Source organism: Megasphaera massiliensis, assembly GCF_000455225.1.
Lineage (GTDB): Bacteria > Bacillota > Negativicutes > Veillonellales > Megasphaeraceae > Megasphaera > Megasphaera massiliensis.
Genome location: NZ_HF954537.1, coordinates 132,285 through 157,054 on the forward strand (window position 1 = coordinate 132,285; position 24,770 = coordinate 157,054).

Consider the following 24,770-nt stretch of genomic DNA (forward strand, 5'->3'; position numbering starts at 1 on the left):
GAGCTGTCGCTTTGCGGCAGCTCCCTTTGTACGTTCACTCAAGGAAGGATGCCTTGTTTCATGCTTCAAATTGAATCATTGTTAAAACAGTATTTTGGCTATTCGTCATTCCGGCCGGGCCAGCACGAAGTCATTCAGACCCTGCTCGACGGCCGCGATTGCCTGGCAATCATGCCGACCGGGGCGGGGAAGTCGATCTGCTTCCAGCTTCCGGCCCTGATGATGCCCGGCGTGACCTTAGTCATTTCACCGCTCATTTCCCTGATGAAAGACCAGGTAGACAGTCTGGTCAATCAGGAAATACCGGCGACATATATCAACAGCCAGTGTACCTTTGAAGAAGTGAAGGCCCGCTTTGCTGCCATCCGTGCCGGCCGCATCAAGCTGGTCTATATCTCGCCGGAAAGACTGGAGAATCAGTTCTTTACGGCTTTCATGCAGACCCTGCCCATTTCCATGTTCATCATCGACGAAGCCCACTGCGTCTCTCAATGGGGCCATGATTTTAGGCCCAGTTACTGCACCGTCCGCGACTGGATCGCAGCCCTTCCCCAGCGGCCTGTCGTCGGGGCTTTTACGGCGACGGCGACGGAAAAGGTCAAGCACGACATGATGTCCCTCTTAGGCCTTCAAAAGGAACGCATTTTTATCGGCGGCTTCGACCGGCCCAACCTCTATTTCCGCGTCGTTCATGCCAAGGCTAAGATGGAGTTCACCTTGTCCTACATTGCCAAGCATAAAGAGGACAGCGGGATCATCTATGCGGCGACGCGCAAGGAAGTCGACCGCATCTGTGATGAACTGAATCGGCGGGGCATCAAGGCCGGCCGTTACCATGCCGGTCTCAGCGACGAGATGCGCCGTTCCATGCAGGAAGCCTTTACCTACGATAAAATCCAGGTCATCGTAGCGACCAACGCCTTCGGCATGGGCATCGACAAGAGCAATGTCCGCTACGTCATCCATTACCAGATGCCGAAAAACATCGAAAGTTACTACCAGGAAGCCGGCAGAGCCGGCCGCGACGGGGCACCGGGGGACTGTATCCTCCTCTTTAACCGCCAGGATATCATGATCCAGAAATTCCTCATCGAGCAATCGACTCGCGACGCCAAACAGCAGGAGGTCGAATTCCGCCTGCTCCATGCCATGGTTCGCTACTGTGAAGGCAACCACTGCCTGCGCCATTATATTCTGTCGTATTTTGGTGAGCATCCGTCGTGGGAGCACTGCGATAAATGCGGCAATTGTGACCAGGAAACGGTCGAAGAGGACATGACCGAACAGGTGCGCAGCATCTGCCTCTGCGTCGACGAACTGAAAGGGCGCTTTGGCCTGACCATGGTGTCCGACATCCTGAAAGGGAGTCAGAATGCTAAGATTCGCCGCTATGGCTTTGACCGCAATGCCGTCTTCGGCATGCTCGGTAATTTTTCCCTGTCCGAAGTTCGCGATATGGTGCGCCAGTGCATCGACGACGGCTATCTCGAGCAGTCTGACGGAAAGTATCCCGTCGTCTCCCTGACGGCAGACGGAAGGCAGGCGATGGGGGGCCATAAACGCATCGTTCAGCAGAAACGAGTCGTTGAAGAGATTCCGGCGGCCATTCCCAAACGCCGGCAAAAACGCAGTGCCGGGACCTTTGACGAAGAGACCCTGCGCCCCTTGTTCGACACCCTGCGGGCCGTTCGCCGCGACTTAGCCAAGGACGAAAACATTCCGCCCTTCGTCATTTTTTCCGATGCCACCTTGTGGGATATGGCAGCCCTTAAGCCGAGCAGCCTCGACGCCATGGGTGACATCAAGGGCGTCGGCAGTTTTAAATTGCATAAATATGGCCGCAGTTTCATCAGCGCCATTCAGTCTTATATGAATAATCAGTAATTTTGAGGTGATACTACATGAGCATGGCCGATACACAATACCTGAATATCGTCGAAAATATCCTCGACCACGGCTATTTCGACAACAACCGCACGGGGGTGCGGACGTACAAGCTGCCCCATCAGATGATGCAGTTCGATTTGGAACATGAATTTCCCATCTTGACGACGAAGTTCGTGGCCTTTAAGACAGCCGTCAAAGAAATCCTTTGGATTTGGCAGCTCCAGAGCAACGATGTGCGGGAGCTGCAGAAGATGAACTGCCACGTTTGGGACGAATGGATGCGTCCTGACGGGACCATCGGCAAGGCTTACGGCTATCAGATCCGGAAGTATAAGCAGGTGGATAAGCTCTTGGATACCCTGAAAAACGATCCCCAGAGCCGGCGCATGATCGTATCCTTGTGGAATATCGAGGATTTGGATGACATGGCCCTCCAGCCCTGTGCCTACCAGACCTTGTGGGATGTCACTGACGGCCGCTTGAACTGTATGCTCATTCAGCGCAGCGGCGATATGGGCCTGGGCGTACCCTTCAACATGACCCAGTATGCCGTTCTCATCCACCTCATTGCCAGGTCTGCCGGCCTCCGTCCGGGCCTCTTTACGCACGTCATCAACAATGCCCATATCTATGAAAATCACGTCGAAGCCATGAAGACCCAGCTGGCCCGCCGAAATCAGGCCTTGGATGCTCCTAAATTGATACTTAACAAGGACATTCACGATTTCTACGCCTTTACACCGGACGACATCCGTCTTGACGATTATCAGCATTTGGGCAAACTGTCCATGGAGGTGGCCGTCTGATGATCCATCTCATTGCCGCCGTCGACAGATCCCGGGGCATCGGCCGGGACAACGACCTCTTATGCCATATTTCAGCCGACTTGAAGCGATTCAAGGCCCTCACCATGAATCACACGATGCTCATGGGCCGCAAGACCTTTGAAAGCCTGCCGGGTGTTCTGCCGGGACGCCCTCATTGGGTCCTGACCCATCAGGCGGACTACCATGTCGATAGTCCGGCAGTGACCCTCTTTCACAGCCCGGAGGCCATGTGTGCCGCTATGAAGGCGGAGGAAGACTACTTCATCATCGGCGGGGCCGCCATGTACCGCGCCTTTTTGCCATTGGCGGACAGCCTCTATCTGACCGAAATCGACGAAGTTTTTCCCGGTGCTGACACGTTCTTTCCGGAGTGGAAGAGCGACGAGTGGACAGAAACAGAACGGGAAGTCCATGATAAAAATAATAATAATAAATATAAGTTTGCCTTTGCTCATTATGTAAAAAAATAAGGAAATACTCGGGAATTTACTTATATAAATTCGATTGACATTAGCAATCTGTTATGTTACACTAACAAAAGAGCTATAAGGTAGCACTTGCTATGGATAGCTGTAATTGTTTTGATTTTTAGGAGGATTTATCATGCACGGTAAAGTAAAATGGTTTAGCGCAGAAAAAGGTTATGGCTTCATCGAAAGAGAAGACGGCGGCGACGTTTTCGTTCATTTCTCTGCCATTCAGGAAGATGGTTTCAAATCCTTGGCCGAAGGTCAGGATGTTGAATTCGATATTGTTGAAGGTGCGCGCGGACCGCAGGCAGCTAACGTAGTTAAAGCTTAATCGGAAAGTAACACATAGACCTTTTGGACCGGTAATCATCGTGATTACCGGTTTTTTGCGTCTCCGAAAGTATATTGCGCTGCATGAAATTGATTTATATGTATAAATTAAAGAAAATTACGTATAAATACTTGATAAAGGAAAGGCCTTGTGCTATGATATAGCCATCGACAAGTTATAGTCTTACAGGATGAGAGGATGGATATACATGAAACACGCCAACAGCTTTATCGATTATACAGCCGAAGAATTGAAAGGCATCTTATTATTGGCCGACAAGATTAAAAAGAATCAAGACGCTTACAGCCATATTCTCGACGGCAAAAAATTATATACCTTGTTTGAAAAGACGTCGAACCGGACTTATTTGTCCTTTTCCATCGGCATGGAAGAATTGGGCGGCAAGGCCTACAACCAGCTCTGGAAGGATAGCAACTTCACCATTGGCGACCTCATGAGCGAAGTCAAGTACGTCTGCCGCAACGTGGACTGCATCATGGGCCGGTTCAAGAAGGCCGAAACGACGGAAGGCTTCATGAAATATGCCACGGTTCCCGTCATCAACGGCTGTGACAATACCTTCCATCCGTCTCAGGCCCTGGCCGACATGCTGACCCTCTATGAAAAGACGGGACGCTTTGAAGCCAAGGTCCTCTATATCGGGGCTAAAAATAATACCTACAACTCGCTCAGTGAAATCGTCGTCAAATTGGGCGGTACCATGTACGGCTTGACGCCCTTCAGTCAGATCACCAACGTGCCGGCTGACTTTTACGACACCTTGGCAGAGACCGGCCATTATAAAGAACTGCCGACGGATATTTCTAAAGAAGACCTCAAGAAAGTCGTCGCTGACGTCGACTGCGTCTACACCGATACCTGGGTCGACATGGAATTTTTCACCAATCCCGACTACGCCGAAAAGAAAGACAAGATCATCAACATGATGATGCCTTATCAGATTGACGCCGACCTCATGGAAGGGACGGACACCATGGTATTCCATGATATGCCCATCCATCCGGGCTATGAAATCAGCCAAGACGTCATGGAAGCTCATTTGGAAACGATCCTCGACGAAGCCGAAAACAGACGGCATGCCGAAAAAGGACTCTTGGTCTACCTCATGACGGGAAAATTGGATTGGTAAGCCTCGTATCCGTGTCATGACCACCACTTTTTGTAAAAATGCATACATGAACTATAGCGGGAAAACCGTCGCCGTCAGGGATTTTGTCCTTGACGGTGATTTTTTATGCGCCGGATGCCTTATTGACAGGCCGTCGTATTTGAGATACAATTACTTAGGAAACTAAGAAATAGGAGGGCGCCATGATAGCGAATAACCGACATATTGGAAGTTATGTCAGCAAATTGTCCAACAAGCTGCGCCGAAAGTTAGAGATGCTTCCGTCCCGCGGTGAATTCAGCGGCTCTCAAGGGCGGACCCTTCACTTTTTGCTGGCCCAAAGAGAAGACGTCTTCCAAAAAGATCTTGAAGAAGAGTTCGGCATCCGGCCGTCGACGGCAACGGAGCTCTTAAAGCAGATGGAAAAGAACGGACTCATTACCCGTGAGGCGGCCGCCCATGACAACCGCTTAAAAAAGATTGTCTTAACGGAAAGGGCCTTGCGGTATCGGCAGCAAGTCATAGACGATTTGACGGCCTTAGATGAAAGACTGATCAAGGACATTTCTAAAAAGGACCTGCAAGTCTTTGTGAAGGTCGTTGAGAAGATGATGGATAACCTGTCTGACTGAAAGGGCAGACGCGTTGTCCTTTCTCTTTAACTAAATACTTAGGAAACTAAGATATGATAGAAAGGCGAGGCACTTTAATATGAATGAAAAAAATGATTTTTCGACGGGAAAGCTCTTTCCCATGATTTTAAAATACTCCATTCCGGCGGCTATTTCTCTTTTGATTACAGCCATTTATAACATCGTCGACCGGATCTTTGTAGGCAACTTCAACGGCACGTCGGCCTTGGCCGGTCTTTCGATTTGCTTTCCTCTTTTTTACATGATGATGGCTTTCGGCCTGACTTGCAGCGCCGGCGGATCGTCTCTGTTCAGCCTGTTTTCCGGAAAAGGGGAACAGGAGAATATGAACCGTTCCTTTGGCAATTCCCTGATTTTAGTCATCGTCTTTGAAGTGCTGCTGTCCGTCTTTTTGCTGCTGTTTGCCGATCCTATCCTAAAGGTGTTCGGCGTTACCGAAACGGCTTATGAATACGCCCTCGCTTATTACCGCATCGTGGCCCTGGGCTGCCTCTTTCAAGGGCTGAGCCAGGTTTTTTGCGACTTTGTCCGCGTTTCCGGAAAGCCCGTCCTGGGGATGGGCGTAACGGCTGTCGGGGCCGTGACCAACATCCTCCTCGACGCCGTCTTTGTGGCCGGCCTCGACTGGGGCGTCACCGGTGCAGCTTGGGCGACGGTTATCGGTCAATTCCTTTCGGCCTTTTTTGGGGCTTACCTCGTTTGGAAAGGCCATACGAAGGTCGAAATCAAACGGGATACCTTTGCCTTCGATGCCTGGCTGTCGCGGACTATCATTTCCTGCGGCTTTGCCTTTTGGATTGCCCAAATGGCCATGGGTCTCATCAGCCTCGTCTATAACAGCCAATTAGGCCAATACGGCGGCGATACGGCCATCAGTGTCTACGCCGTCGTCTCTAGTATGATGACCTTTGTCATCATGCCGGCCAGCGGTATCAGCCAGGGGATTCAGCCCATCGTCGGCAACAACTTCGGAGCGAAACAGTACCATCGGGTTATGGCCACCTTATATCAGGCCTCCGCTTTTTCGGTCGGCATTACCTGCATCATCTGGATTCTGATCATGGTATTTCCCGAGGCCATTCTGGCGGCTTTTGGGGCTACGGAAGATATGCTGGCCATCGGCGTTCCCGGACTGCGGGCCAATTTTTGCATCACCCCGATTCTGGGCTTTGTCATGCTGGTGACGACATTCTTCCAGTCCATTGCCAAACCGATGCCTTCCATCGTCATCACCTTTTTACGGCAGATTCTGTTCCTCATCCCGCTCATCTATATGCTGCCTGTACTGTGGGACATCAATGGTATCTTCATGGCCCAGCCCATCAGTGACGCCTTGGCCCTTATCATTTCCATTTTCTTCGTCATAAGGGAACAGCGGACCCTATATAGTCTGTCCGACAATCCGGTACAGGCCGGCCCGATGGCTTCGTAAGATGTTTTATCGCAGCCAAGAGACTGTGACGGCGGCGATACGCTGCGTTTGAGCCCGGCCGGAGCCTTCGCATGTTGCCTGCGCGTAAGTTTGACAAGTTCATGAATTAGGTTGTCTACACGAAAAAAGCTGTCCTCATGGGACAGCTTTTGTTCTGCGTGAAATTGAGTTAGCCGAAATAGAGGCAGACCAGGGGCAGGGTGAAGATGGAGCAGATCGTCGTCACTAAGGTCATGCCGGCGGCGTATTCTCCGGCGGACTGCTGGTTTTGAGCCAACATGACGACGGCGGCCATGGTAGGAAGGGCAGAGAGGAGGCTCAAGGTGATGACGATGTCGTTCATGACGCCTAACATCGTGCCCAGTTCGTAGAAGAAAATGGGAAAGAGGCACATCTTGACCAGGACCGTGCCATAAAACTCTTTTTTGCCAATGTATTTTTTCAGGTCGATGAAGCAGAATAAGCCGCCCATGTAAATCATGGCCAAGGGTGTCGTCACGGCACCGGCCTTCGTCAGCGGAATATTGATGGACTGTGGCAGATGGGCATCCATAAAGATGCCGATGACGGCTAAGGTGACGGCAATCGTAGCCGGGTTGACCATCTTTAAGAGGCGGCTGGCAATGGACATGGCGTTTTCCTTATCTGTCGGTGCCGTTAAATTGACGCCTACCGTCCACAGCAGGAGCTGGTCGACGACGGTAAATAAGGCGATATAGAGCATGCCTTGTTCGGGAAAGACGGCAGCTACGATGGGGATGCCCATAAAGCCGATGTTGCCGAACATGGAACAGGCGCTGTAGACGTGATTTTCATTGCCCTTTAGGCTGAACAGGCGTGCCAAAAGTCGGCTGAGGGGGTATAATAAAAAATAAAGCAGGGCCGTTACGGCCAAGACCGGAAGGTCGTCGACGAACTCTTGGCGCGTCGCCCCGTTGAGGGTATTGGTGAATAAGAGCAGGGGCAGGGATATCTTGGTAATGAACTGCGATAAGACGCCGAGAGAACGAGGGGTCAAGACTTTCATCCGTACGCCGGCAATACCGATAAGGATGTAGATGACGAAGCCGATGATTTGCACAAGGACGATGGAAAAGTAATTCATTGGCAAGACTCCTTTCTTGAAACTTCCTTATTTTATCATGCCTGATGGGCCTTGACTAATGAAACCTGCGGTATTTGCCATGAAAAAAAGTGATGGATGAGGAGGATGGCCATGGATCTTTCCAAGATACGGTATTTTTTAGAAGCGGCCAGGCTGAATAATTTTACCCAGGCTGCCCATAACTGCCACATTGCCCAGACGACGATGACAAAATATATTACGAATTTGGAACGGGACCTGGGGTGTCCGCTTTTCTACCGGGAACACCGCGGTGTGTCACTCACGGCAGAAGGCCGCCGTTTTTACGAGGGCATGAAGGGAATTTGCCGGTCTTATAAAGAGCTGCGCGATTCTCTGCGGCGGAAGGGGCATACCGAAATCCGTCTGGGAATGGCCATGCAGGAATACGTCGAAGCCTTATGGCTGCGCCGGTTTGAAGAAGCCTATCCGGAATATAAATTGTATTTCAGTTTTGATGACGTGGCCGACTTAGAGCGTCATTTAGCAGCCGGTCTCCTCGACGGATTCGTCTTTTCTGACGCCCAGGCGGTGAAGGACTCCTTTATGTATCGGCCATTGTTTGCTATTCGCCAGTCCTTTGTCTGCGCCAATTCCCTGTGGGAACGATATGGGGACATCGAAGCCGTCGTCGGCCATGCGCCCTTTGTGACCAAGTCGGACAGCCCGGCTTATGTCGAGAAGATACGGAATAATTTTCGACAGGCTTTTCATCAGGACTTTGAAGAAATCCATCGCTGTAAGAACTTGTCCGAGCAGCTCTTGACGGTCAGCATGTCCCAGGGCTTTGCCGTCCTGCCCCTCCATCAGGGCGATGCCTATCCGGGGCTTCGAGTCATTCCCTTAGCCGACGCTTTTACCGAATATGCCGTCCTGGCATATCGACAGGACGGCATGACCGAGGCGTTACAATGCTTCTTGTCTTTTTTTGCGGGGATGCCATAATTCACTCAAGGCGACGCCGCCGAGGATGAGGACGGCGCCGAGCCACTGCATGGGCGTTAGGATTTCACCGAGAATCAAGGCCGACAAGAGGAGGGCCGTGAAGGGTTCGAAGTAGCCGCAGATGGAAACGCTCTGGGCCGACAGGCGTTGAACGCCGGTAAAATAAAGGGCATAGCCGAGGCCCGTATTGATGATGCCTAATATGGCCATGTAGGACAGGTCTTGGAGGGTTAAATCGACGGCCGGAGTCGGGATAGTATAGGTGACGGCGCCGACGAGGAGGGAGGCGACGACGAGCTGACAGGCCGGGGAAAAGAAACCCGTCATGGGTTTTGCTTTTTTCATGACGATGATCAAGAGGGCAAAGCAGACGGCGCCGAGAAAGCCGCAGGCGACGCCCCAGGACAGGCCGTGAGCCTTAAAGTCGGCTCCGTTGATGGCCATGATGCCTAAGGTGACCAAAATCATGGCTGTGACTTTGGGAAGGGTGAAGGGCTCTTTAAAGACGAACCGCGACAGTATCATGATCAAAATAGGCCCGATATAACACAAGAGAGTGGCCAAACTGACACCGATATGCTGGTAGGCTTCATAGAGAAAAATCCAGTTCCCGCCCAGAAAGACGCCGGCCAGGACTAAGAGCAGCCATTCCCTGGGCGTCATCTGATGGAGGGTACTCCATTCATGGCGGAAGGTCGTCAGGACCATTAAAAACAGGCTGCCCAGGACCGTTCGGGTCAGGACGATTTCGTAGCTCGACAGCGGAATGTGGCTGGCAATGATGCCGTTGGTACCGTAAATGACCGTTGCCAGCATGAATTTTACATAGGCGTCTTTCATGGAGATGCCCCCCTTCACAGTTGCTGTTTTTACTATAGCATATCCGCTCTTGTCTGTCTGTAGGTTGTAAAAGGTCAAACGTTTATCTGAAAGAGATTTTCTATGGATGCCACGAGACTTTCCATACAGGACGGGACTGTTGACAAGGGAAATTTTCTGTGATAAAATGCCACCCGTAGAAACATGTTAACTGCATATATAGATTACCGCCGGGTACGCGATACGATTCCAGTAGGCCTTTGTTGGAATCGTGCAGCGTACCTTTTTTTTAGAGAAGGAGAGGATTTATATGTCTTGGATTTACTTATTGATTGCCGGTATTTTAGAAATGGGCTGGGCCGTGGGCCTGAAATATACTCACGGATTTTCACGGCTCGTGCCCAGCGTCCTTACGTTGGTCGCCATGGCCGGCAGCTTCATCTTTCTGAGTTTGGCCCTGCGTCATCTTCCCATCAGCATGGCCTATGCCATTTGGACGGGTATCGGCATCGTCGGAACCGTCATCGCCGGCCTGATTTTCTTTCACGAATCCCTGTCGCCCTGGCAGGTCTTGTCGGTCGCTCTCATCGTCGCCGGTATCGTCGGACTGCGTGTGACCAGCGGTGCTTAGAAGGCTTCCTTTGAGACCGACTCCGGCCGTATGCCCGGTCTTATGATTGTGGTATAATAAAAAAAACGCCATCTACGGTGGCAGAGAAGAGAGGTATTCATCATGAGTATGCAGCACCAAGAAGAAATCACGTGTCCTGCCTGTCAAAAGGCCGGGAATTTTACCGTTTGGGATAGTGTCGACATCGCCGAAAACCCGGAAATGAAGGACAGCATCGCGTCCTTAGACGCCTTTCACTATCACTGCCCGCACTGCGGCACGACGGTGAATATCGACTACGGTTTCTTATATCACGACGCAGCGCGTCGCTTCATGGTGTTTTACGGGCCGACTGAGAATGATGAACAGCGGGCTGACCGTGATATGGCGGACAATCACCAGGTCTTTGAACGCATGAGTGCCAATCAGTATATTTTCCGCCTGGTCCGGACGAAAGAAGATTTGCTGGAAAAAATAACAATCTTTGAAGCCGGCCTCGATGACCGCTTGATGGAATTGACCAAAGCCGCAGCCCTGGCTCAATTTAAGGAACAGGATAAGGACTTTAAGGTTACGAGCTGCCACTTTGTCAGCCAGGATGACGGCTCCCTTCGCCTGGTATTCTTCGACAAGGCCTCGGAACAGGGCGCCTATATTGATTTTAAGGACGGCCTCAGCCCCTTGTACAACCAGTTTGAACAGTCTTTATCGGAAAATCTGCCGAAAGAAGAACCGGTGCTGGCCCGCATCGATCCGGCTTGGACTCAGGATTTCTTGAATACCTACGTATATAACTAAAAGGAGGGAACCTTATGTCCCAATTAGTCGTCGTCATCCAATGCGATATCGTCACCAAGCGCTGCAGCGGCTATGCCTGTATGAATACCTTCGCCAACCGCGTGGACACCATGGCTGATTATCCCGCCGATACGCGGTTTCTCATGATGACCTGCGGCGGCTGCTGCGGTGCCGGCATTTCAGCCAAGCTCGAAAACTTGGCCCGGAAGATGAAGCGCTACGGCGATGATAAAGAAAATGTCACCATCCATTTCGCCTCGTGCGTCGTATCCGACTCGTACCACCGGCCGCCCTGTCCCTTCCGGAATTACATGGCCCGAATCATCGAGCGCAAGGGCTATCCCTTAGTCTTGGGGACGTATATTTCTAAATCTACGGAAGCTAAGCGGAAGAAGGGCATCTATCGTGAATTCTAAGCTGAAAAGAGGCCTTTTGGCAGGCCTTATGGGGGCAGTGCTGTTGGGCCTGCCCTTTTTCGTGTCTCTTCCGGTTCAAGCTAAAATAGGTGTTGACAAACAGGCTGTCGAGAAGGCTCACTGGCAGATGCTGCCGCCTTATGATCGGCCCTTCCTCGACGTGCCGGAAGGCTCCGATACGATCATGGGGCCGGCGACAGTATCTCAGGCGCAGATGGTCCGCTTCATCCGTCAGCGCAATGCCAATCCTAAATTAAACGCTCCCTTAGAAGACGTCGTACAAGCTTATTACGACGAAGCCGGCCGCGAAGGCATCCGTCCCGACGTCGCCCTCTGTCAGGCCTTGAAGGAGACGGGATACTTTGCCTATGGCGGTGACGTGTCGCCTGAGCAGAATAATTTCTGCGGCCTCGGTGCAACGGGAAACGGGGCCCCCGGAGCCAGTTTTGCCACGCCGCAGCTCGGCGTTCGCGCCCATATCCAGCATCTTTTGGCTTATGCCAGCACGGAACGGCCGAAAACGGCTATCGTAGATCCCCGTTATGAACTCCTCGTTCAAAATCATCCCGACCTCTACGGAAAGGTGACGAATTGGACCGGCCTCAATGGTCGCTGGGCCGTCCCCGGCAAGCACTACGGTCAGGAAATCCTCTGGATGTGGACCGAAGCCCAGACGCCGGACGGGAGCGACGATGATTTACTGACGGGCTTTGAAAAAGTCATCCTCCACAGGGACGACCCGACGTCCTATCTTTATCGGGGCATCGTCTTCTTCCATAAAGGGTATTACTGGCTGGCCGAAGAGGATTTTCGCCAAGCCATAAAGCAAAATGAAGAGTCTTCGGCAGCCTGGTATGATCTGGCCTTGACCCAGCAAAAAAGAGGGAACCTCGACGATTCCCTCACAAGTTATGATAAGGCCATTGCCCTTCGGCCCGAATTTTTAGAGGCCTGGTATAATCGCGGAATGCTGACCATGGACCTCGGAAACGATGAAGAGGCTCTGCGTTCCTTCCGAGAAATCCTCCGCTTTTCACCCCAGTCGGCAGATGCTGCCAATGCCATGGCCGTCCTGTATTTTCGGCAGGGGAAATACGATGCCGGACGGCAGGCTTTGCACAAAGCAGGACAAATCAACACCATGAATGAACGTGTGAAAGCCAATCAAAAACAGATGCAAGCCTACGAATAGGTCTGCATCTGTTTTTTTATGACTTCATTGATATTTCTTTATCGATAATCTTTTCGATGATACCGGCGTGGTGGGTCGCTACGATGAGGGTCTTTCCGGCTGCTTTCAGGCTGGGCAGGAAATCTTCCAACCAGGCAAGGCCGTCGGCATCGAGGTAGCTTTCCGGCTCGTCCATGGTCCAAATCTGGGGATTCATGGTCAGGATGGAGGCCATAGCCGTCCGCTTCTTTTCGCCGCCGGACAGGGAATAAGGCGCCCTGTCGGCCAGTTTCGTCAGGCCCAACAGATCCATAGCATCATCGACGCGTTTTTTGACTTCTTCGGAAGGGAGGCCCATTTGGACGGGACCGAAGGCCAATTCTTCGCGGACGCTGCTGCAAAAGAGCTGCGAATCAGGATGCTGCCAGATATAGCCGATGCGCTGGTGAAACCATTTTGAATAGCGGTGGTCGCGCATCTTGGCCGCCGTAATGACCGTGCCGTCAAAGGTATAGGTCCCCAGCTGCGGGAATATAAGGCCGTTCAACAGCCGCAGGAGAGTCGATTTGCCGGAGCCGTTGGGCCCGGTGAGGAGGACGGCCTGACCGGGTTCGATCGTCTCCGTCAGGTGACTGAGAATGGGTCTGTCGTCATAGGCAAAACAGACGTCGTCGAGAATAATCATGAAAGAACTCCTTCCAAGCGGATGAAGAGATAGACGTAAGATAAGAGCATCAGGAGCAGCACGCCCGTAGCCGGTGACAAGGAACGCCTTTTTCCCTCATCATAGACTTGGTATTCGCCGGTGAAACCGCGGCAGCGCATGGCTTCGTAGAGGTCCTGAGAGAGGCGCTGCGACTTTTGCAGCATCATGCCGGCGACGCCGCTGAGGGCCGCTTTTTTATCGGGATTATGGCCGACGGAGCGCAGTTTCAGGGCCGTCAAGAGTTCTGCCGATTCTTGGCCGAGGATGGCGATGTAGCGTAAGGTCGTATCCAAGATGAAAATGACCAGCGACGGAACGTGAAAGGCCTTGAGGGCGGCCGTCAGTTTGTGCCACGACACGTTTTGCTGAAGGAGCATCAGACAGAGGACGGTGAGACAGGTTTTACAGGGCAGGAGAAAGACGTGGCGTCCGTTGCCGAGAAAAAAGGCCGGGGTGACGATGACGGCACAGACGGCGGAAGCGGCAAGGGCTGCCGCCAAGGTCGTGCGCAGCTCACGTCCCGGATGGAAGGCCAGGAGGACCAATTCACCGGCCAGGACAGCCCAGAGAAAGGCCATGGTCCGACAGAGGACGATGAGGAGAATCATGAGTAAGGTCGTCAGCAAGGCCGGACCGGCACCGACGGACCATCGCGACGGGCCGTGCTGTTGGCGCAGGGCCTTCAATATAGAAACTAAGCGCAGGAGAGAGCGGGAAATGAAATAATCCCGGTCACGGCCGGGATTATAAATTTCTTCACGCTGCGCCCATTCGGGGAGTTTCATCGTTTAGGCCTCCTAATGCTGAGATGGTGTGTCAAAGGACGGCTTGGCCGGCAGGAAGGACGCGATGACTTTAAAGATGATGATCAACAGGGCCGTGCCGACGAGGGCGGAAATGATGTAGCCTAAAACGTCGGGGAGCCCTGCAATGGCATAGTCCGGCATGAGGACATCGAAGGAGAAGCCGTTTTCCATACCGGCCGGCGTATAGCCTAAGGCCGAGCCGAAGAAATCCGTTTCTGCCAGTTCTTCCGCATCCCATTCGCCCCAAGCCGTACCGGCAGCTAAGAGCCCTAAAGGCGTGGCCAAAATGAGGGCAGCCAAGAGTCCGAACAAGGATTTACTCGACGAGGCCGGAGCCGACATATGAAATAAAGCGGGCGATGTCTTTTTGAGGTAGGCCAGGACACCTGTCGTGAAGATGACTTCAGCCAAACCGAAAATCGTGATATGGCCGATCATCATGGCCGGAATGGAAATGGACAGAGGGTACGGGCAGTATAATGCCTGACCGGCGGCATCGGTGAAGAGCAATGGCTGGATGCCGAATTCAACGGCAGCGCAGAAGGCGGCGACGTTGATGCCGACATAAGAGCCGATACCGGCAGCGATGATATCCGAAGAGATGAGTTTTTTTACGCCGTGATAGACGAAATATCCCGTAAAGGGCAAGGCAAAGGCTATGTTGAAACTGTTGGCGCCAAAGGCTAAGATGCCGCCGTCGCCAAAGAAGAGGGCTTGGATGAGAAGGGCCACACTGACAGAGAGACAGGCCGCGTAGGGGCCGAGGAGGATGGCGATGAGCGTGCCGCCGACGGCATGACCCGTCGTACCGCCCGGAAGGGGAACGTTGAACATCATGGCCAAGAAGGAAAAAGCCGCAGCGACGCCGAGGAGGGGCAGCTTTTCACGAGGGACCGTTTCCTTGACCTTGCGGATCGACAGCAGCCAGATCGGAACCATGACCGCCCCCAGGACGCCGCACGTCGAAGGGCTCAGATAATTCTCAGGGATATGCATTGATAATGACCTCTTTTCCACGAATAGTTTAATATAGTATTATTTTACTGAAAAAAAGGAAGAAATATAAGCCCATAGGGGGGATACAAATTTCCTCTTCTTCTTTCCCTGTAGCCGCGAAGTCTTGAAGTATGGTATAATTTACTTAAAAGTATTTTAGTCGGAAAGGAATGAGTCATAAATTTCCGACTAAAAATAATATGACTAAAATAAATCTGAGTAAAGGAGAAAATATGTTTATTGGCAGACAGGATGAATTAGAGAAATTGGCGGAAATGTACCATTCAGATCAACAAGAAGTCGTCCTTATTTATGGCAGACGCCGCGTAGGGAAAAGTGAGTTGATAAAACAATTTTTGCAAGGCTGTCAGACAAAAGGACTGTACTATCAGTGTAAGCGAACGACGGAGATGAATAATACCGAGAGCTTATCGGCTTTGTTTTCCGAAATATATGGCTATCCGCCGCTGTCTTTTGACAGTTTTGAAGCTTTGTTGGATTTTTTCTTTCAACAGGCTTGTCGGGAAAAGAGTGTACTTGTTTTGGATGAATATCCCTATTTACGTCAGACCGTAAAAGGCCTTGACAGCATCATTCAGGCGATGATTGACAAATATCACGGCCAATCGCAGTTAAAATTAATCCTTTGCGGTTCCTTCGTGGACACGATGAAATCCTTATTATTGGAAGAAAATCCACTGTACGGCCGATTGACCATGACGATTCATTTGCATCCCATGGACTATTTTGAAACAGCGCAGTTCTATCCTTCATTTTCTCCCGTCGATAAGATTCGCTTGTACAGTGTTTTTGGCGGCATTCCTTACTATAACCGGCTTGTCGATGAGACTACGAGCGTTCGTGACAATATTCTTCGCCTTCTCGTTGTACCGGGTGCGCGGTTAGAAAATGAGGTTCAAATGTATTTATTGGGAGAATTGGGGAAATTTGTCAATGCTAATGAAGCCTTTGAAGCCTTAGCGCGAGGTTTTCGGCGGTATAAGGATATTTTGTCCCAATCTCATATTTCCAGCAGCCCGGTACTGGCTGAGGTATTGAAACGACTGATTTTGATGGAACTGGTGGAAAAGACGGCTCCTATTAATGATGCTCAAAATGCGAAAAAAACCAGCTATCATATTTCAGATAATATGGCTGGCTTCTATTACCGATATCTTTTCCGATATAGTTCACAGCGGCGTATTATGTCGCCTGATGCCTTTTATGATCGATATATTGACACTGATTTTGAAGAACAGCTTGTTCCGCATTGTTTTGAAGATATTTGTCGTCAATTCCTTATCCGAAAAAATAGAAGGGGAGAGCTGCCCGAAATATTCGATGCCATTGGCCGCTACTATTATGATTTACCGAAAGAACATCGTAATGGCGAATTCGATGTCGTAACCCATGACCGGAAAGGATACATCTTTTATGAAGCGAAATTTCGTCAGTCTCCATTGACGGACGCCATGATAGAAGAGGAGATACGACAGGTACAGCAGACGGGGTTAGCCTGCTATCAATACGGATTTTTTTCCCGTTCCGGCTATCAAGTTACGCCCCGACCGGACGTTGTTCTCTATCGCTTAGATGATTTGTTTGAATAAGGTGGTTCTAGTTTGGGGCGGGGATCAACTTTTTCTTGTACCTCAGGAACTTTTGCGTTACAATAAGGACGTATTGGGGCATTAGCTCAGCTGGGAGAGCGCAAGGTTCGCAATCTTGAGGTCAGGGGTTCGATCCCCCTATGCTCCACCAATTTGAAAGACCATACCCACGCAGCCGGGAAGCCGCGCGGGTGTTTTTTTACGGTGTCCGTGCCGTCCTTTTCGCCGTCTTTTAGGCGACAGAAAGTGAGTACAGACGATGATCGATTATCATGAAATTTTATCCCGTATGAATCCGAACCAGCGGATCAACTACGATACGGTGTACCAGAAGATGGCCAAGCGCTGGCAGCAGGACGGCGTCAAGCCGCGGATTCTGCTCCACTCCTGCTGCGGTCCCTGCAGTACGGCCGTCTTGGATCGCCTGGTTGAGGTTTCCGACGTGACGGTCTATTTTTTTAATCCCAACATTCATCCCGAAGCGGAATATAAGCGGCGGGAATGGGTGCAGAAAGAGTTCATTGCCGAATATAATGAAAAAACGGGCCACGACGTTCACTTCTTGGCCGCCCCATATGAGCCTAAATCTTATTTTGAAGCCGTAAAAGGCCTGGAAGACGAGCCGGAAGGCGGCGCCCGCTGCCGCGTTTGTTTTGAGCAGCGCATGAAGGCCGCTGCCGAAAAGATGAAGGAACTCGACTTCGATTACTTCACGACGACCTTGACCGTCAGCCCTCATAAAAATTCGCAGGTCATCAATGACGTCGGCCGCGAGATTGAAGCAGCATACGGGATTTCCTACTTGCCTACGGACTTTAAGAAGGGCAACGGCTTTCTGACCTCGACTAAGATGGCCGAAGCCTACGGACTCTATCGCCAGCCTTACTGCGGCTGTATCTTCGGTGCCCGCAGTCAAGGCCTCGATTTAGAAGAGGTCCGCAAAGATGCCGAAGCCTTTTTGGCGGATAAAGAAGGGCGGTGAGACAGTGGAGAAACATTTCTTTTCCGTTGCCGGCAGAGACGGCGTTCTCTATGAAGGGGCATCGCCGTCGTATCTGCTGATCCAGCCCGTCGACGAACCGGATAAAGCGGCGTTGGACAAAGAAGTGCAGGCCCTTGTCGATGCCGTGGACGTGCCTTTTTCCTTACTGGCCTTTTCCGTGGCTGAGCCTTATGAAGAATTGTCCCCCTGGGACGCGCCGCCGGTCTTTGGCAATACTGCCTTTGGGCACGGTGCAGGAGAAACATTGTCCTTTATCGAAAAAGAGCTCGTCCCGAAGGCAATCGAAGAATACGGACTGCCTCAAGAGCTGCCTATCATCTTAGGCGGCTATTCCTTGGCCGGACTCTTCGCACTGTGGACGGCGTGGCAGACTGATGCCTTTTCAGCCATTGCTGCCGCGTCGCCGTCGGTTTGGTTCCCTCATTGGTCGGACTATGCCCGGCAGGACCGACCTAAGACGAAGGCTGTCTACCTCAGCCTCGGCGATCGAGAATGGCGGACCCGTAATACCGTCATGGCCACCGTCAAAGACTCCATCTGCAGCCACTATGAGTATCTGAAATCGCTCGGAGGACTGGAAGCCGCGCTCGAATGGAATAAAGGCAATCACTTCCAACATACGGATAAGCGCTGTGCCAAAGCCTTTGCCTGGTGTTTGACAACCTTGTCCAAAATAGGCGCAGGAAAATGAGGTGCGTGGCCTTTTATTTTGGTATGGAGTGCCCTGAACGGCGACCGTTTTAAATTTTCTGTCTGTGAAAGACAATCAAAAAGTGAATACCTGATTCCCGATAGTAACGATAGCTGTCGGGGATTTTTTTTGAAAATTACAATAAAGGTCATGATCGTCGATGCCGGTCCTACGACGGAACGTAGCCACGACGGGAGCTTGTGGTTTCAGTTGGCGCTTCCATTAAGGGAAATAAGGGAAACAATTGAATACATAAACTATTATCCCCGATATCAGGCGGAATATCTTGATATCGGGGATTTTTTCGTTCAAAAAAATACATATATCACAGCAACTTATCGATAAATTGATCGTATAAACATAAAACTTACACATATTATACAGATAAATGACTGTTCTATTACATAAGTATATAGATAAATGACCAAAAGTAATTTATACTTGAATAAAATGAATGATTTTCGGATTTTTTATGTTTGGAGAGGATACGATGAAAACGGAGAAACGGAATGTATTACGCGCTTGTATTTTGACCATGCTGCTGGCCATGCCCGTGGCCGGTTCCTATGCCAGTACCTCCCTTTGGACGGGGGGAGAGGAGATATCGGGTGAATATACCCTTCCTCCTTGGCGCTATGGGGTTACGGTGGATAAGGCTGAAGAAATAGTCCGGGCTGCAAGTGATGTGGAAATCCATAACAACGATAATAGCGACAGTTGGCCGATTATTGGTGCGAGTCGTCAAGACCATAAGTCCTTTACCCTTGATATGGATGGACATACGCTTACTGCAGGAGAATATGGCAATTTTATTAATTTTTCTGGCGGAAATGATAATAAAGTTACGATTACCAATGCCGACAATATAGTTAGTAACTTCCATAAGGTTTCTTCTATCTATTCTACGGGGGTGGGACAGAAAATTTCTCTTGATGCGAAAAACAATATTGAATTTAATAAGGTTGAAAATAATAATGAGTATTCCCCGCTTTTTATTCGAGATAAAGGGAGTGTTCTTTCTCTATCGGCAGGGAAGGATTTCGTTGTAAACAATGGCAGCATGAGTTTTATAATAGAGCTTAAAAAGGCGGGAACGGCGAATATACATGCTAATCACGATGTGATATTGAATCAGGAGTATGGTCAGAATCCAAAGTATGGTACGAATCAGATGATTCACGCGGAGAATCAGAGTCAAGTGAGCCTATCTGCCGATAATGATATCCACTTCAATAATAAAGGTGTGAATCGTGTTGTATTTGGTAAGAATAAAGCAGAAGTCAATTTGGTGGCCGGGAACGATATTATCTATAATAATCAGAAGGAAAATGCGAACCCTGTTCATGTTTTAGAATCTGGAAGCAAGGCCTCTATCAAGTCCGGACATGATATTATTCTGAAAGATGTTCCGTCGGTAAACATGTTTGACCTTAAGGAGGGGGCGTCTGTCACGGTAGGAGCCGGAAATGATATTTCCGTCAGTACCAAGGCCGGACAATCTGTCAGTCTGATTGATACCGATGAGCGCAGTACGGCGAATATCACGGCCGGTAACGATATGATCTTAGATATCGGTGTAGCCGCACCTGTCGTTCATGCCAAGGGCACGGTGAATTTGAAAGCCGGCAACGATATGACTCTTTCGACGACCGGAGCAGATGATAGAAATCCGAAAATTGCCAATCTGTATGCCGATGGCGAAAAGGCTGTGATTACGGCTAAGGCTACCGAAGGGACGCTGACTATCTCTAATAACGGGGCTGTTGGGGTATATGCTAATAATGGCGGTAAAATTACCCTCGGAGGAAAGGTTGACATGGATACGGGAGATGGCGCCGTAGTTATCGATGGAGGAACGATTTCCTTTACCGGCCCATCTCTGAAGCTTACGAGTAGTGACGTAGGACTTAATGCCGATGAGGGTACGATTACGCTTGACGGGGCTGCTGATGTGGAGGCCGTCGACGGAGCTATTGCTCAAAACGGCGGAAGCCTTCTCTTTAAAAGGCCTTTGACCGTACGCAGTACGGATACCGGCCTTGTAGCTTACAGAGATAATAGTAGTATTACTGTCGAAGGTGAAGCTGTCCTGAATGGCTTAGACGGAGTCATTGCTAAAAATGGCGGAGCGGTTCTCTTTAAGGGTCCTTTGACGATCACCAGCACGGCAACGGGGCTTACGGCCGATGAAGGAAGAATCACTATCGACGGGGCAGCTGTCCTTACTGCAGCCGACGGAGCTATCGCTGAATATGGCGGAACTCTCCTCTTTAACGGGCCCTTGACCGTTAATAGCACTGTGACAGGACTTATGGCTGACGGCAGTAATATCATCGTCGGTAGAGAAGCCGCCTTGAATGGCGCTGATGGCGCCGTTGCTCAAAATGGCGGTACCATCACTTTCAATGGACCTTTGACGATTCGCAGTAGCGGCACGGCTTTACATGCTGTCGACGGCGGCGTCATCGAGGCGACCGCAGAGGATGCGGCTAAATACATTAAAGGCAATATCGTGGCCGATGATGGTACTATTTCTCTCGACTTGAATAAGGTCGGCTCGTACCTGACCGGGACGACGACCGTGTCTGACAGCGCGGCCCTTTCTCGTTCCTCTTATCGCAATCGAGCCGCAGACGGCACCGATGAAAGCACGGGAACGCTGGACTTGAATCTTGGGACGGGAACCGTTTGGAATGTGACCGGCGACAGCTCCCTGACTAACCTTACCAATAACGGCACCGTCAATATGAGAGACAGCAGCCGGACCGGTCAGCAGTTAACCGTCAATACCCTCTCCGGCACGGGCACACTGGCCATGGATTTGGACTGGCTGTCCAATCAGGGGGCTAAGAATGCTACGGCCAACAGCGATTATGTAACCGTGACCGACAGTGCCACGGGAACGCAGAATGTCGTTGCTGATTCGTCGGCCATGAACCTCGATAAGATGGGGGTTAATGATCGTTTGTATGTAGCGACGTTGAATAACAGCGACGCCGTCCTCACCAGTTCCATTCAGGGGCGCATCACCCATAAAGGTCATCTTTATGAGCCCGTTATCGGCCTCACCCACGAAACAACGAATGATACGACGGACTGGTACTTCACGGCTGTCGATAGGGTCGAAAGCAACGTCGTTCCGGCCGCCGACGTACAGAATCGAGCCCTCTTCGACTTGGCGACGAATATGGATACCCTCAATAAACGACTCGGCGAAGCTCGTTATACTGATGGGGAAGATTCGGGCATGTGGGCCCGTTTGACCTATCGCCACCTCGGCCGTGACAGCTATGATGGTCACAGCAACCGCTTTGAACTGGGCTTCGACGGCGTAGATCAGAGAGAGGATGGAAGTACCCTTCGTCAGGGTCTTTCCTTCAGCTACCTTCGCAGCCAAACCTCCTTTACCGAAGGGCAGGGCAAGTACAAGGGCTACACGGGCAGCTTCTATCAGACCTGGCTCGGTCAGAAGGGCCATTATCTCGACGTCGTCGGCCGCATTGGAAAGATTAACGGCGAAGGGACGACGAGACTTTTCGACGGCGAAGCCTCGAAGAGCTCCTTCGGGTCCTGGTACCAACAGGCCAGCGTCGAATGGGGCCGCAAGAAAGAATTGCGCGATTCGTGGTACATCGAGCCCCAGAGCCAGCTTCAATATACTCACATCAACGGGACCAACTTCCGGACCAGCGACGGTATTCATCAGGACTTCGACAGCGTCCACAGCTTCATCGGCCGCCTGGGATTCCGCCTCGGCCGTGACATCGACGCCAACAAGGCTTGGTACTTCAAGGCCGACATCCTCCATGAATTTGCCGGGAACCGCACCTTCAACCTGACCTCTATGGACGGCTTGGAACGCCTGCGCTTCGATAAGACCCATCACGATACGTGGTACGACATCGGCGCCGGCATTACGGCCGAACTCAGCAACGACCGCAGCCTGTGGCTCGAATTCGAACGGAACTTCAACGGCTCCTACGACAATGAATGGGAACTCAACGCCGGCATGACCTGGCGCTTCCATTAAGGGGCACCGCAAAAACGGAATACATGACAACACCCGATATCAGAGGGATTCCTTTGATATCGGGTGTTTTTGGTTGGCCGGCCCAGCGACAGCGGAGGGGCATTCCTTTTAGAGTTTTTGAAATAGCGTCGTCGTTTCCTGGAAGTAGGTGACGTATTTTTGAAATGTCGTGAGTACGGGAATGTGATTGGAAAGGGGCTCCTTATGGGTGATTTGATAAATGGTCCTATCTGGCGGCGGTGAGGTCAGTGGATAGACGGCCAAATCCATTTCTTTCAGCAGTAAACGGGCCATGGAGATCGGGAATATAGACCAGTAGTTATTTTTTAGAAAATAGTGGCTCAATGACGGATTATTGAACTTGATGCGCGGACTGGTGACGGTATTGAACCAGAAATCATGCCAGGCTCGAAATTCAGGGCTCCAGTCGATGAAGATTTCTTTTTTTACGTCTAAATCCTGGGGATGAATCGAAGCAGAAGGAAACGGCATGTCTTTTTGGCACAATAAGACCATCGGTTCGGTGAATAAGATTCGGGTCACGACATTTTTGTAAGCGAAGGAGGTAATGACGAAGCCCGTGTCGATTTCATGATTTAAGAGGAGATTGTAGATCTCCTGTGAATGCTGGGTTCGGATGTCTAAGTCAAGGGTCTCTTCATGGGAGAGGAGATTTTGGTACAGCTCCGGAAAGACGTAGGTATTGAGACTGTCTGTACAGCCCAGGGATAAGGTGCTGTGCGGCCGCATGTCTTGAAGCGCCTGTGTATCCTTAAATAAGGAGAGCCAACGCTCTGCCAGGGGAAGAAAATTTTCGCCTTTGGGAGTCAGGTGGATCGTCCGTTGGCCCTGATGGCGGATAATGAGCTGACTGTTCAGTTCGGCTTCCATGGTTTTTAAATGATGACTGACCGTCGACTGTGATAAGTAGAGGTTTTCCGCTGCTTTCGAAAGACTGTGTGTCTTGACGATTTCCAAGAAGACGCGGATGGCAGTGATGTTCATAATGATCCCTTCTTACGGCGGATATATATCATAAAATATCTAAGTTATCTATATTATAATGCTAAATCATTCATTATTCAAATGAATGACTAGCGTATATAATGAGATTAACCAATAGGAATAGTTGAAAGGAGTTGATTGAATGTATCCGGGAATGAACATGATCCGCTGTAGTATTATGCGCGGCGGCACGAGTAAAGGAATTTTTCTTATGGCTCACGATTTGCCGTCGGATCGGGATCAGCAGGATAAGGTCATCTTACAGATTTTCGGGACACCGGATATCCGTCAAATAGACGGGCTGGGAGGGGGTGACCTACTGACCAGCAAATGTGCCATCATCGGTCCGCCGTCACGGCCTGATGCGGATGTAGATTATACCTTTGCTCAGGTGGCACTCGACGAAGCCAGTGTCAACCGCAAGGGGAACTGCGGCAATATCGCAGCTGCTGTCGGCCCGTTTGCCATCCATCACGGATTGGTTCCGGTAACGGAACCGGTGACAACCGTTCGGATCCACTTGACGAATTCTGACAATATCGTCACCGCGGAAATACCCGTTTCTGAAGGCGAAGCCGTCGTCGACGGAGAGCTTCATATTGACGGCGTGCCGGGGTCCGGGGCCCGCATCACCTTAGACTGGAAAGACGGGCAGGGAGCCTTTACGGGAAAGATGCTGCCTACCGGAAATTTATCCGATGTCATTGAAGCCCGCGGTCGGAATTATCGCGTTTCCATCTTTGATGTCGGCAATCCCTTGGTCTTTATCCAAGCCGCTGAACTCAATCTGACCGGTCTGGAAACGCCTAAAATGCTCGAAGCCAATAAGGAAGTCATGGACTTGTTGGAAGAAATTCGAGGAAAAGCAGCTGAAAAAATCGGAATGGTGAAGCATTGGCAGTCTTCCGTACAAGAATCGGGATACGTTCCCTTTATTGCACTGGTCAGTCCGCCGGCGTCGTATCAGACCTTTGACGGCAAGCACGTAGACGGACAGGATGTCGATATTGTCAGCCGCCTGCTGTTCATGCAGCAAGTCCACAAGAGTTATCCTGTTACGTCAACGGTTACCTTGGCCATTGCGGCAAAACTTCCCGGCACTGTCGTCAGTCCGGTCGTCCGACCGGAGACGAAGCAGAACCTGGACATCCGTATCGGTCATCCGGCAGGAATCATTCCGGCAGAATCGATTGTCGATATTGAAAAAGATTCTATTATCGTTCGCAAAGCGGCTATGTACCGGACTGCCCGGCTCATCATGGACGGCTATGTGTACGTACGTCAGTCTCAGCTCGGTCGGGTATAAGGAGGT

The 24,770-nt window shown here is 50.8% G+C and carries 23 protein-coding genes and 1 tRNA gene; 18 read left to right on the forward strand and 6 right to left on the reverse strand.

The window, feature by feature from the left end:
- The first annotated feature begins 60 nt into the window (after positions 1 to 60).
- The 7 genes from recQ (at position 61) to TX77_RS04105 (ending at position 6,729) form a co-directional block, all read left to right on the forward strand.
- Positions 61 to 1,884: a DNA helicase RecQ gene (gene recQ, locus TX77_RS04075; protein ID WP_044503558.1), complete on the forward strand. Its 1,824-nt coding sequence runs from the start codon at positions 61 to 63 to the stop codon at positions 1,882 to 1,884.
- Positions 1,885 to 1,901: 17 nt separating this feature from the next.
- A complete protein-coding gene (locus TX77_RS04080; RefSeq protein ID WP_044503559.1) occupies positions 1,902 to 2,693 on the forward strand; it encodes a thymidylate synthase in 792 nt (263 codons plus the stop codon).
- A complete protein-coding gene (locus tag TX77_RS04085) occupies positions 2,693 to 3,184 on the forward strand; it encodes a dihydrofolate reductase (protein ID WP_044503560.1) in 492 nt (163 codons plus the stop codon). The genes TX77_RS04080 and TX77_RS04085 overlap by 1 nt, the downstream gene beginning before the upstream one ends.
- Before the next feature lie 130 nt (positions 3,185 to 3,314).
- Entirely contained in the window at positions 3,315 to 3,515 is a 201-nt protein-coding gene (locus TX77_RS04090) for a cold shock domain-containing protein (RefSeq protein ID WP_218055521.1), read from the forward strand.
- A 208-nt stretch (positions 3,516 to 3,723) separates the two neighbouring features.
- A complete protein-coding gene (locus TX77_RS04095) occupies positions 3,724 to 4,665 on the forward strand; it encodes a Rossmann-fold NAD(P)-binding domain-containing protein (RefSeq protein WP_044503562.1) in 942 nt (313 codons plus the stop codon).
- A gap of 182 nt (positions 4,666 to 4,847) precedes the next feature.
- Positions 4,848 to 5,276: a MarR family winged helix-turn-helix transcriptional regulator gene (locus TX77_RS04100; protein ID WP_049917286.1), complete on the forward strand. Its 429-nt coding sequence runs from the start codon at positions 4,848 to 4,850 to the stop codon at positions 5,274 to 5,276.
- A 79-nt stretch (positions 5,277 to 5,355) separates the two neighbouring features.
- Entirely contained in the window at positions 5,356 to 6,729 is a 1,374-nt protein-coding gene (locus TX77_RS04105) for an MATE family efflux transporter (RefSeq protein WP_044503563.1), read from the forward strand.
- A gap of 169 nt (positions 6,730 to 6,898) precedes the next feature.
- Here TX77_RS04105 and TX77_RS04110 read toward each other — a convergent pair whose 3' ends face one another.
- Positions 6,899 to 7,834 (reverse strand): AEC family transporter, encoded by a 936-nt coding sequence (locus tag TX77_RS04110; protein WP_044503564.1) that lies wholly within the window; start codon positions 7,832 to 7,834, stop codon positions 6,899 to 6,901.
- Between the two features lie 111 nt (positions 7,835 to 7,945).
- On the opposite strand from TX77_RS04110, the gene TX77_RS04115 reads away from it, so the two are divergent.
- Positions 7,946 to 8,797, forward strand: coding sequence for a LysR family transcriptional regulator (locus TX77_RS04115; protein WP_044503565.1), 852 nt, complete (start codon positions 7,946 to 7,948; stop codon positions 8,795 to 8,797).
- Here the strand turns inward: TX77_RS04115 and TX77_RS04120 are convergent.
- Positions 8,759 to 9,637 (reverse strand): DMT family transporter, encoded by an 879-nt coding sequence (locus TX77_RS04120; RefSeq protein WP_044503566.1) that lies wholly within the window; start codon positions 9,635 to 9,637, stop codon positions 8,759 to 8,761. The two genes, TX77_RS04115 and TX77_RS04120, sit on opposite strands and share 39 nt — an antisense overlap.
- A 289-nt stretch (positions 9,638 to 9,926) precedes the next feature.
- Between TX77_RS04120 and sugE the strand changes: the two genes are divergently transcribed.
- The 4 genes from sugE to TX77_RS04140 all read left to right on the forward strand — a co-directional run bounded on the left by sugE (position 9,927) and on the right by TX77_RS04140 (position 12,632).
- The gene (gene sugE / locus TX77_RS04125; protein WP_044503567.1) at positions 9,927 to 10,247 is read left to right on the forward strand and encodes a quaternary ammonium compound efflux SMR transporter SugE; all 321 of its coding nucleotides are present in this window, start codon (positions 9,927 to 9,929) and stop codon (positions 10,245 to 10,247) included.
- Between the two features lie 102 nt (positions 10,248 to 10,349).
- Positions 10,350 to 11,024 (forward strand): CpXC domain-containing protein, encoded by a 675-nt coding sequence (locus tag TX77_RS04130; protein WP_044503568.1) that lies wholly within the window; start codon positions 10,350 to 10,352, stop codon positions 11,022 to 11,024.
- Between the two features lie 14 nt (positions 11,025 to 11,038).
- Positions 11,039 to 11,440, forward strand: coding sequence for a CGGC domain-containing protein (locus TX77_RS04135; protein WP_044503569.1), 402 nt, complete (start codon positions 11,039 to 11,041; stop codon positions 11,438 to 11,440).
- Complete coding sequence (locus TX77_RS04140) at positions 11,430 to 12,632, forward strand: glucosaminidase domain-containing protein (protein WP_230198029.1); 1,203 nt, start codon at positions 11,430 to 11,432, stop codon at positions 12,630 to 12,632. Before TX77_RS04135 ends, TX77_RS04140 begins: the two co-directional genes overlap by 11 nt.
- Positions 12,633 to 12,648: 16 nt before the next feature.
- Here TX77_RS04140 and TX77_RS04145 read toward each other — a convergent pair whose 3' ends face one another.
- The 3 genes from TX77_RS04145 to cbiM are packed head-to-tail and all read right to left on the reverse strand — an operon-like array spanning position 12,649 to position 15,119.
- Positions 12,649 to 13,296, reverse strand: a complete 648-nt coding sequence (locus TX77_RS04145; protein ID WP_044503570.1) for an energy-coupling factor ABC transporter ATP-binding protein — start codon at positions 13,294 to 13,296, stop codon at positions 12,649 to 12,651.
- Positions 13,293 to 14,102, reverse strand: a complete 810-nt coding sequence (locus TX77_RS04150) for an energy-coupling factor transporter transmembrane component T (protein ID WP_044503571.1) — start codon at positions 14,100 to 14,102, stop codon at positions 13,293 to 13,295. Before TX77_RS04150 ends, TX77_RS04145 begins: the two co-directional genes overlap by 4 nt.
- A gap of 12 nt (positions 14,103 to 14,114) precedes the next feature.
- Entirely contained in the window at positions 14,115 to 15,119 is a 1,005-nt protein-coding gene (gene cbiM, locus TX77_RS04155; protein WP_044503572.1) for a cobalt transporter CbiM, read from the reverse strand.
- 233 nt (positions 15,120 to 15,352) lie between these two features.
- Here cbiM and TX77_RS04160 point away from each other — a divergent pair, with 233 nt between their 5' ends.
- The 5 genes from TX77_RS04160 (at position 15,353) to TX77_RS04180 (ending at position 22,453) form a co-directional block, all read left to right on the forward strand.
- Entirely contained in the window at positions 15,353 to 16,729 is a 1,377-nt protein-coding gene (locus TX77_RS04160) for an ATP-binding protein (protein ID WP_044503573.1), read from the forward strand.
- Positions 16,730 to 16,804: 75 nt separating this feature from the next.
- Positions 16,805 to 16,880, forward strand: a tRNA-Ala gene (locus TX77_RS04165).
- A gap of 108 nt (positions 16,881 to 16,988) precedes the next feature.
- A complete protein-coding gene (locus tag TX77_RS04170; protein WP_044503574.1) occupies positions 16,989 to 17,711 on the forward strand; it encodes an epoxyqueuosine reductase QueH in 723 nt (240 codons plus the stop codon).
- Positions 17,674 to 18,423 (forward strand): alpha/beta hydrolase-fold protein, encoded by a 750-nt coding sequence (locus tag TX77_RS04175; protein WP_044503575.1) that lies wholly within the window; start codon positions 17,674 to 17,676, stop codon positions 18,421 to 18,423. The genes TX77_RS04170 and TX77_RS04175 overlap by 38 nt, the downstream gene beginning before the upstream one ends.
- A 490-nt stretch (positions 18,424 to 18,913) precedes the next feature.
- Positions 18,914 to 22,453 carry an autotransporter outer membrane beta-barrel domain-containing protein gene (locus TX77_RS04180; RefSeq protein WP_044503576.1) on the forward strand — a complete coding sequence of 1,180 codons (3,540 nt, stop codon included), beginning with the start codon at positions 18,914 to 18,916 and terminating at the stop codon, positions 22,451 to 22,453.
- Positions 22,454 to 22,561: 108 nt separating this feature from the next.
- On the opposite strand, the gene TX77_RS04185 is transcribed toward TX77_RS04180, so the two are convergent.
- Positions 22,562 to 23,458, reverse strand: coding sequence for a LysR family transcriptional regulator (locus tag TX77_RS04185; protein ID WP_044503577.1), 897 nt, complete (start codon positions 23,456 to 23,458; stop codon positions 22,562 to 22,564).
- 160 nt (positions 23,459 to 23,618) lie between these two features.
- On the opposite strand from TX77_RS04185, the gene TX77_RS04190 reads away from it, so the two are divergent.
- Positions 23,619 to 24,764 carry a 2-methylaconitate cis-trans isomerase PrpF family protein gene (locus tag TX77_RS04190; protein WP_268257938.1) on the forward strand — a complete coding sequence of 382 codons (1,146 nt, stop codon included), beginning with the start codon at positions 23,619 to 23,621 and terminating at the stop codon, positions 24,762 to 24,764.
- Positions 24,765 to 24,770 lie beyond the last annotated feature (6 nt).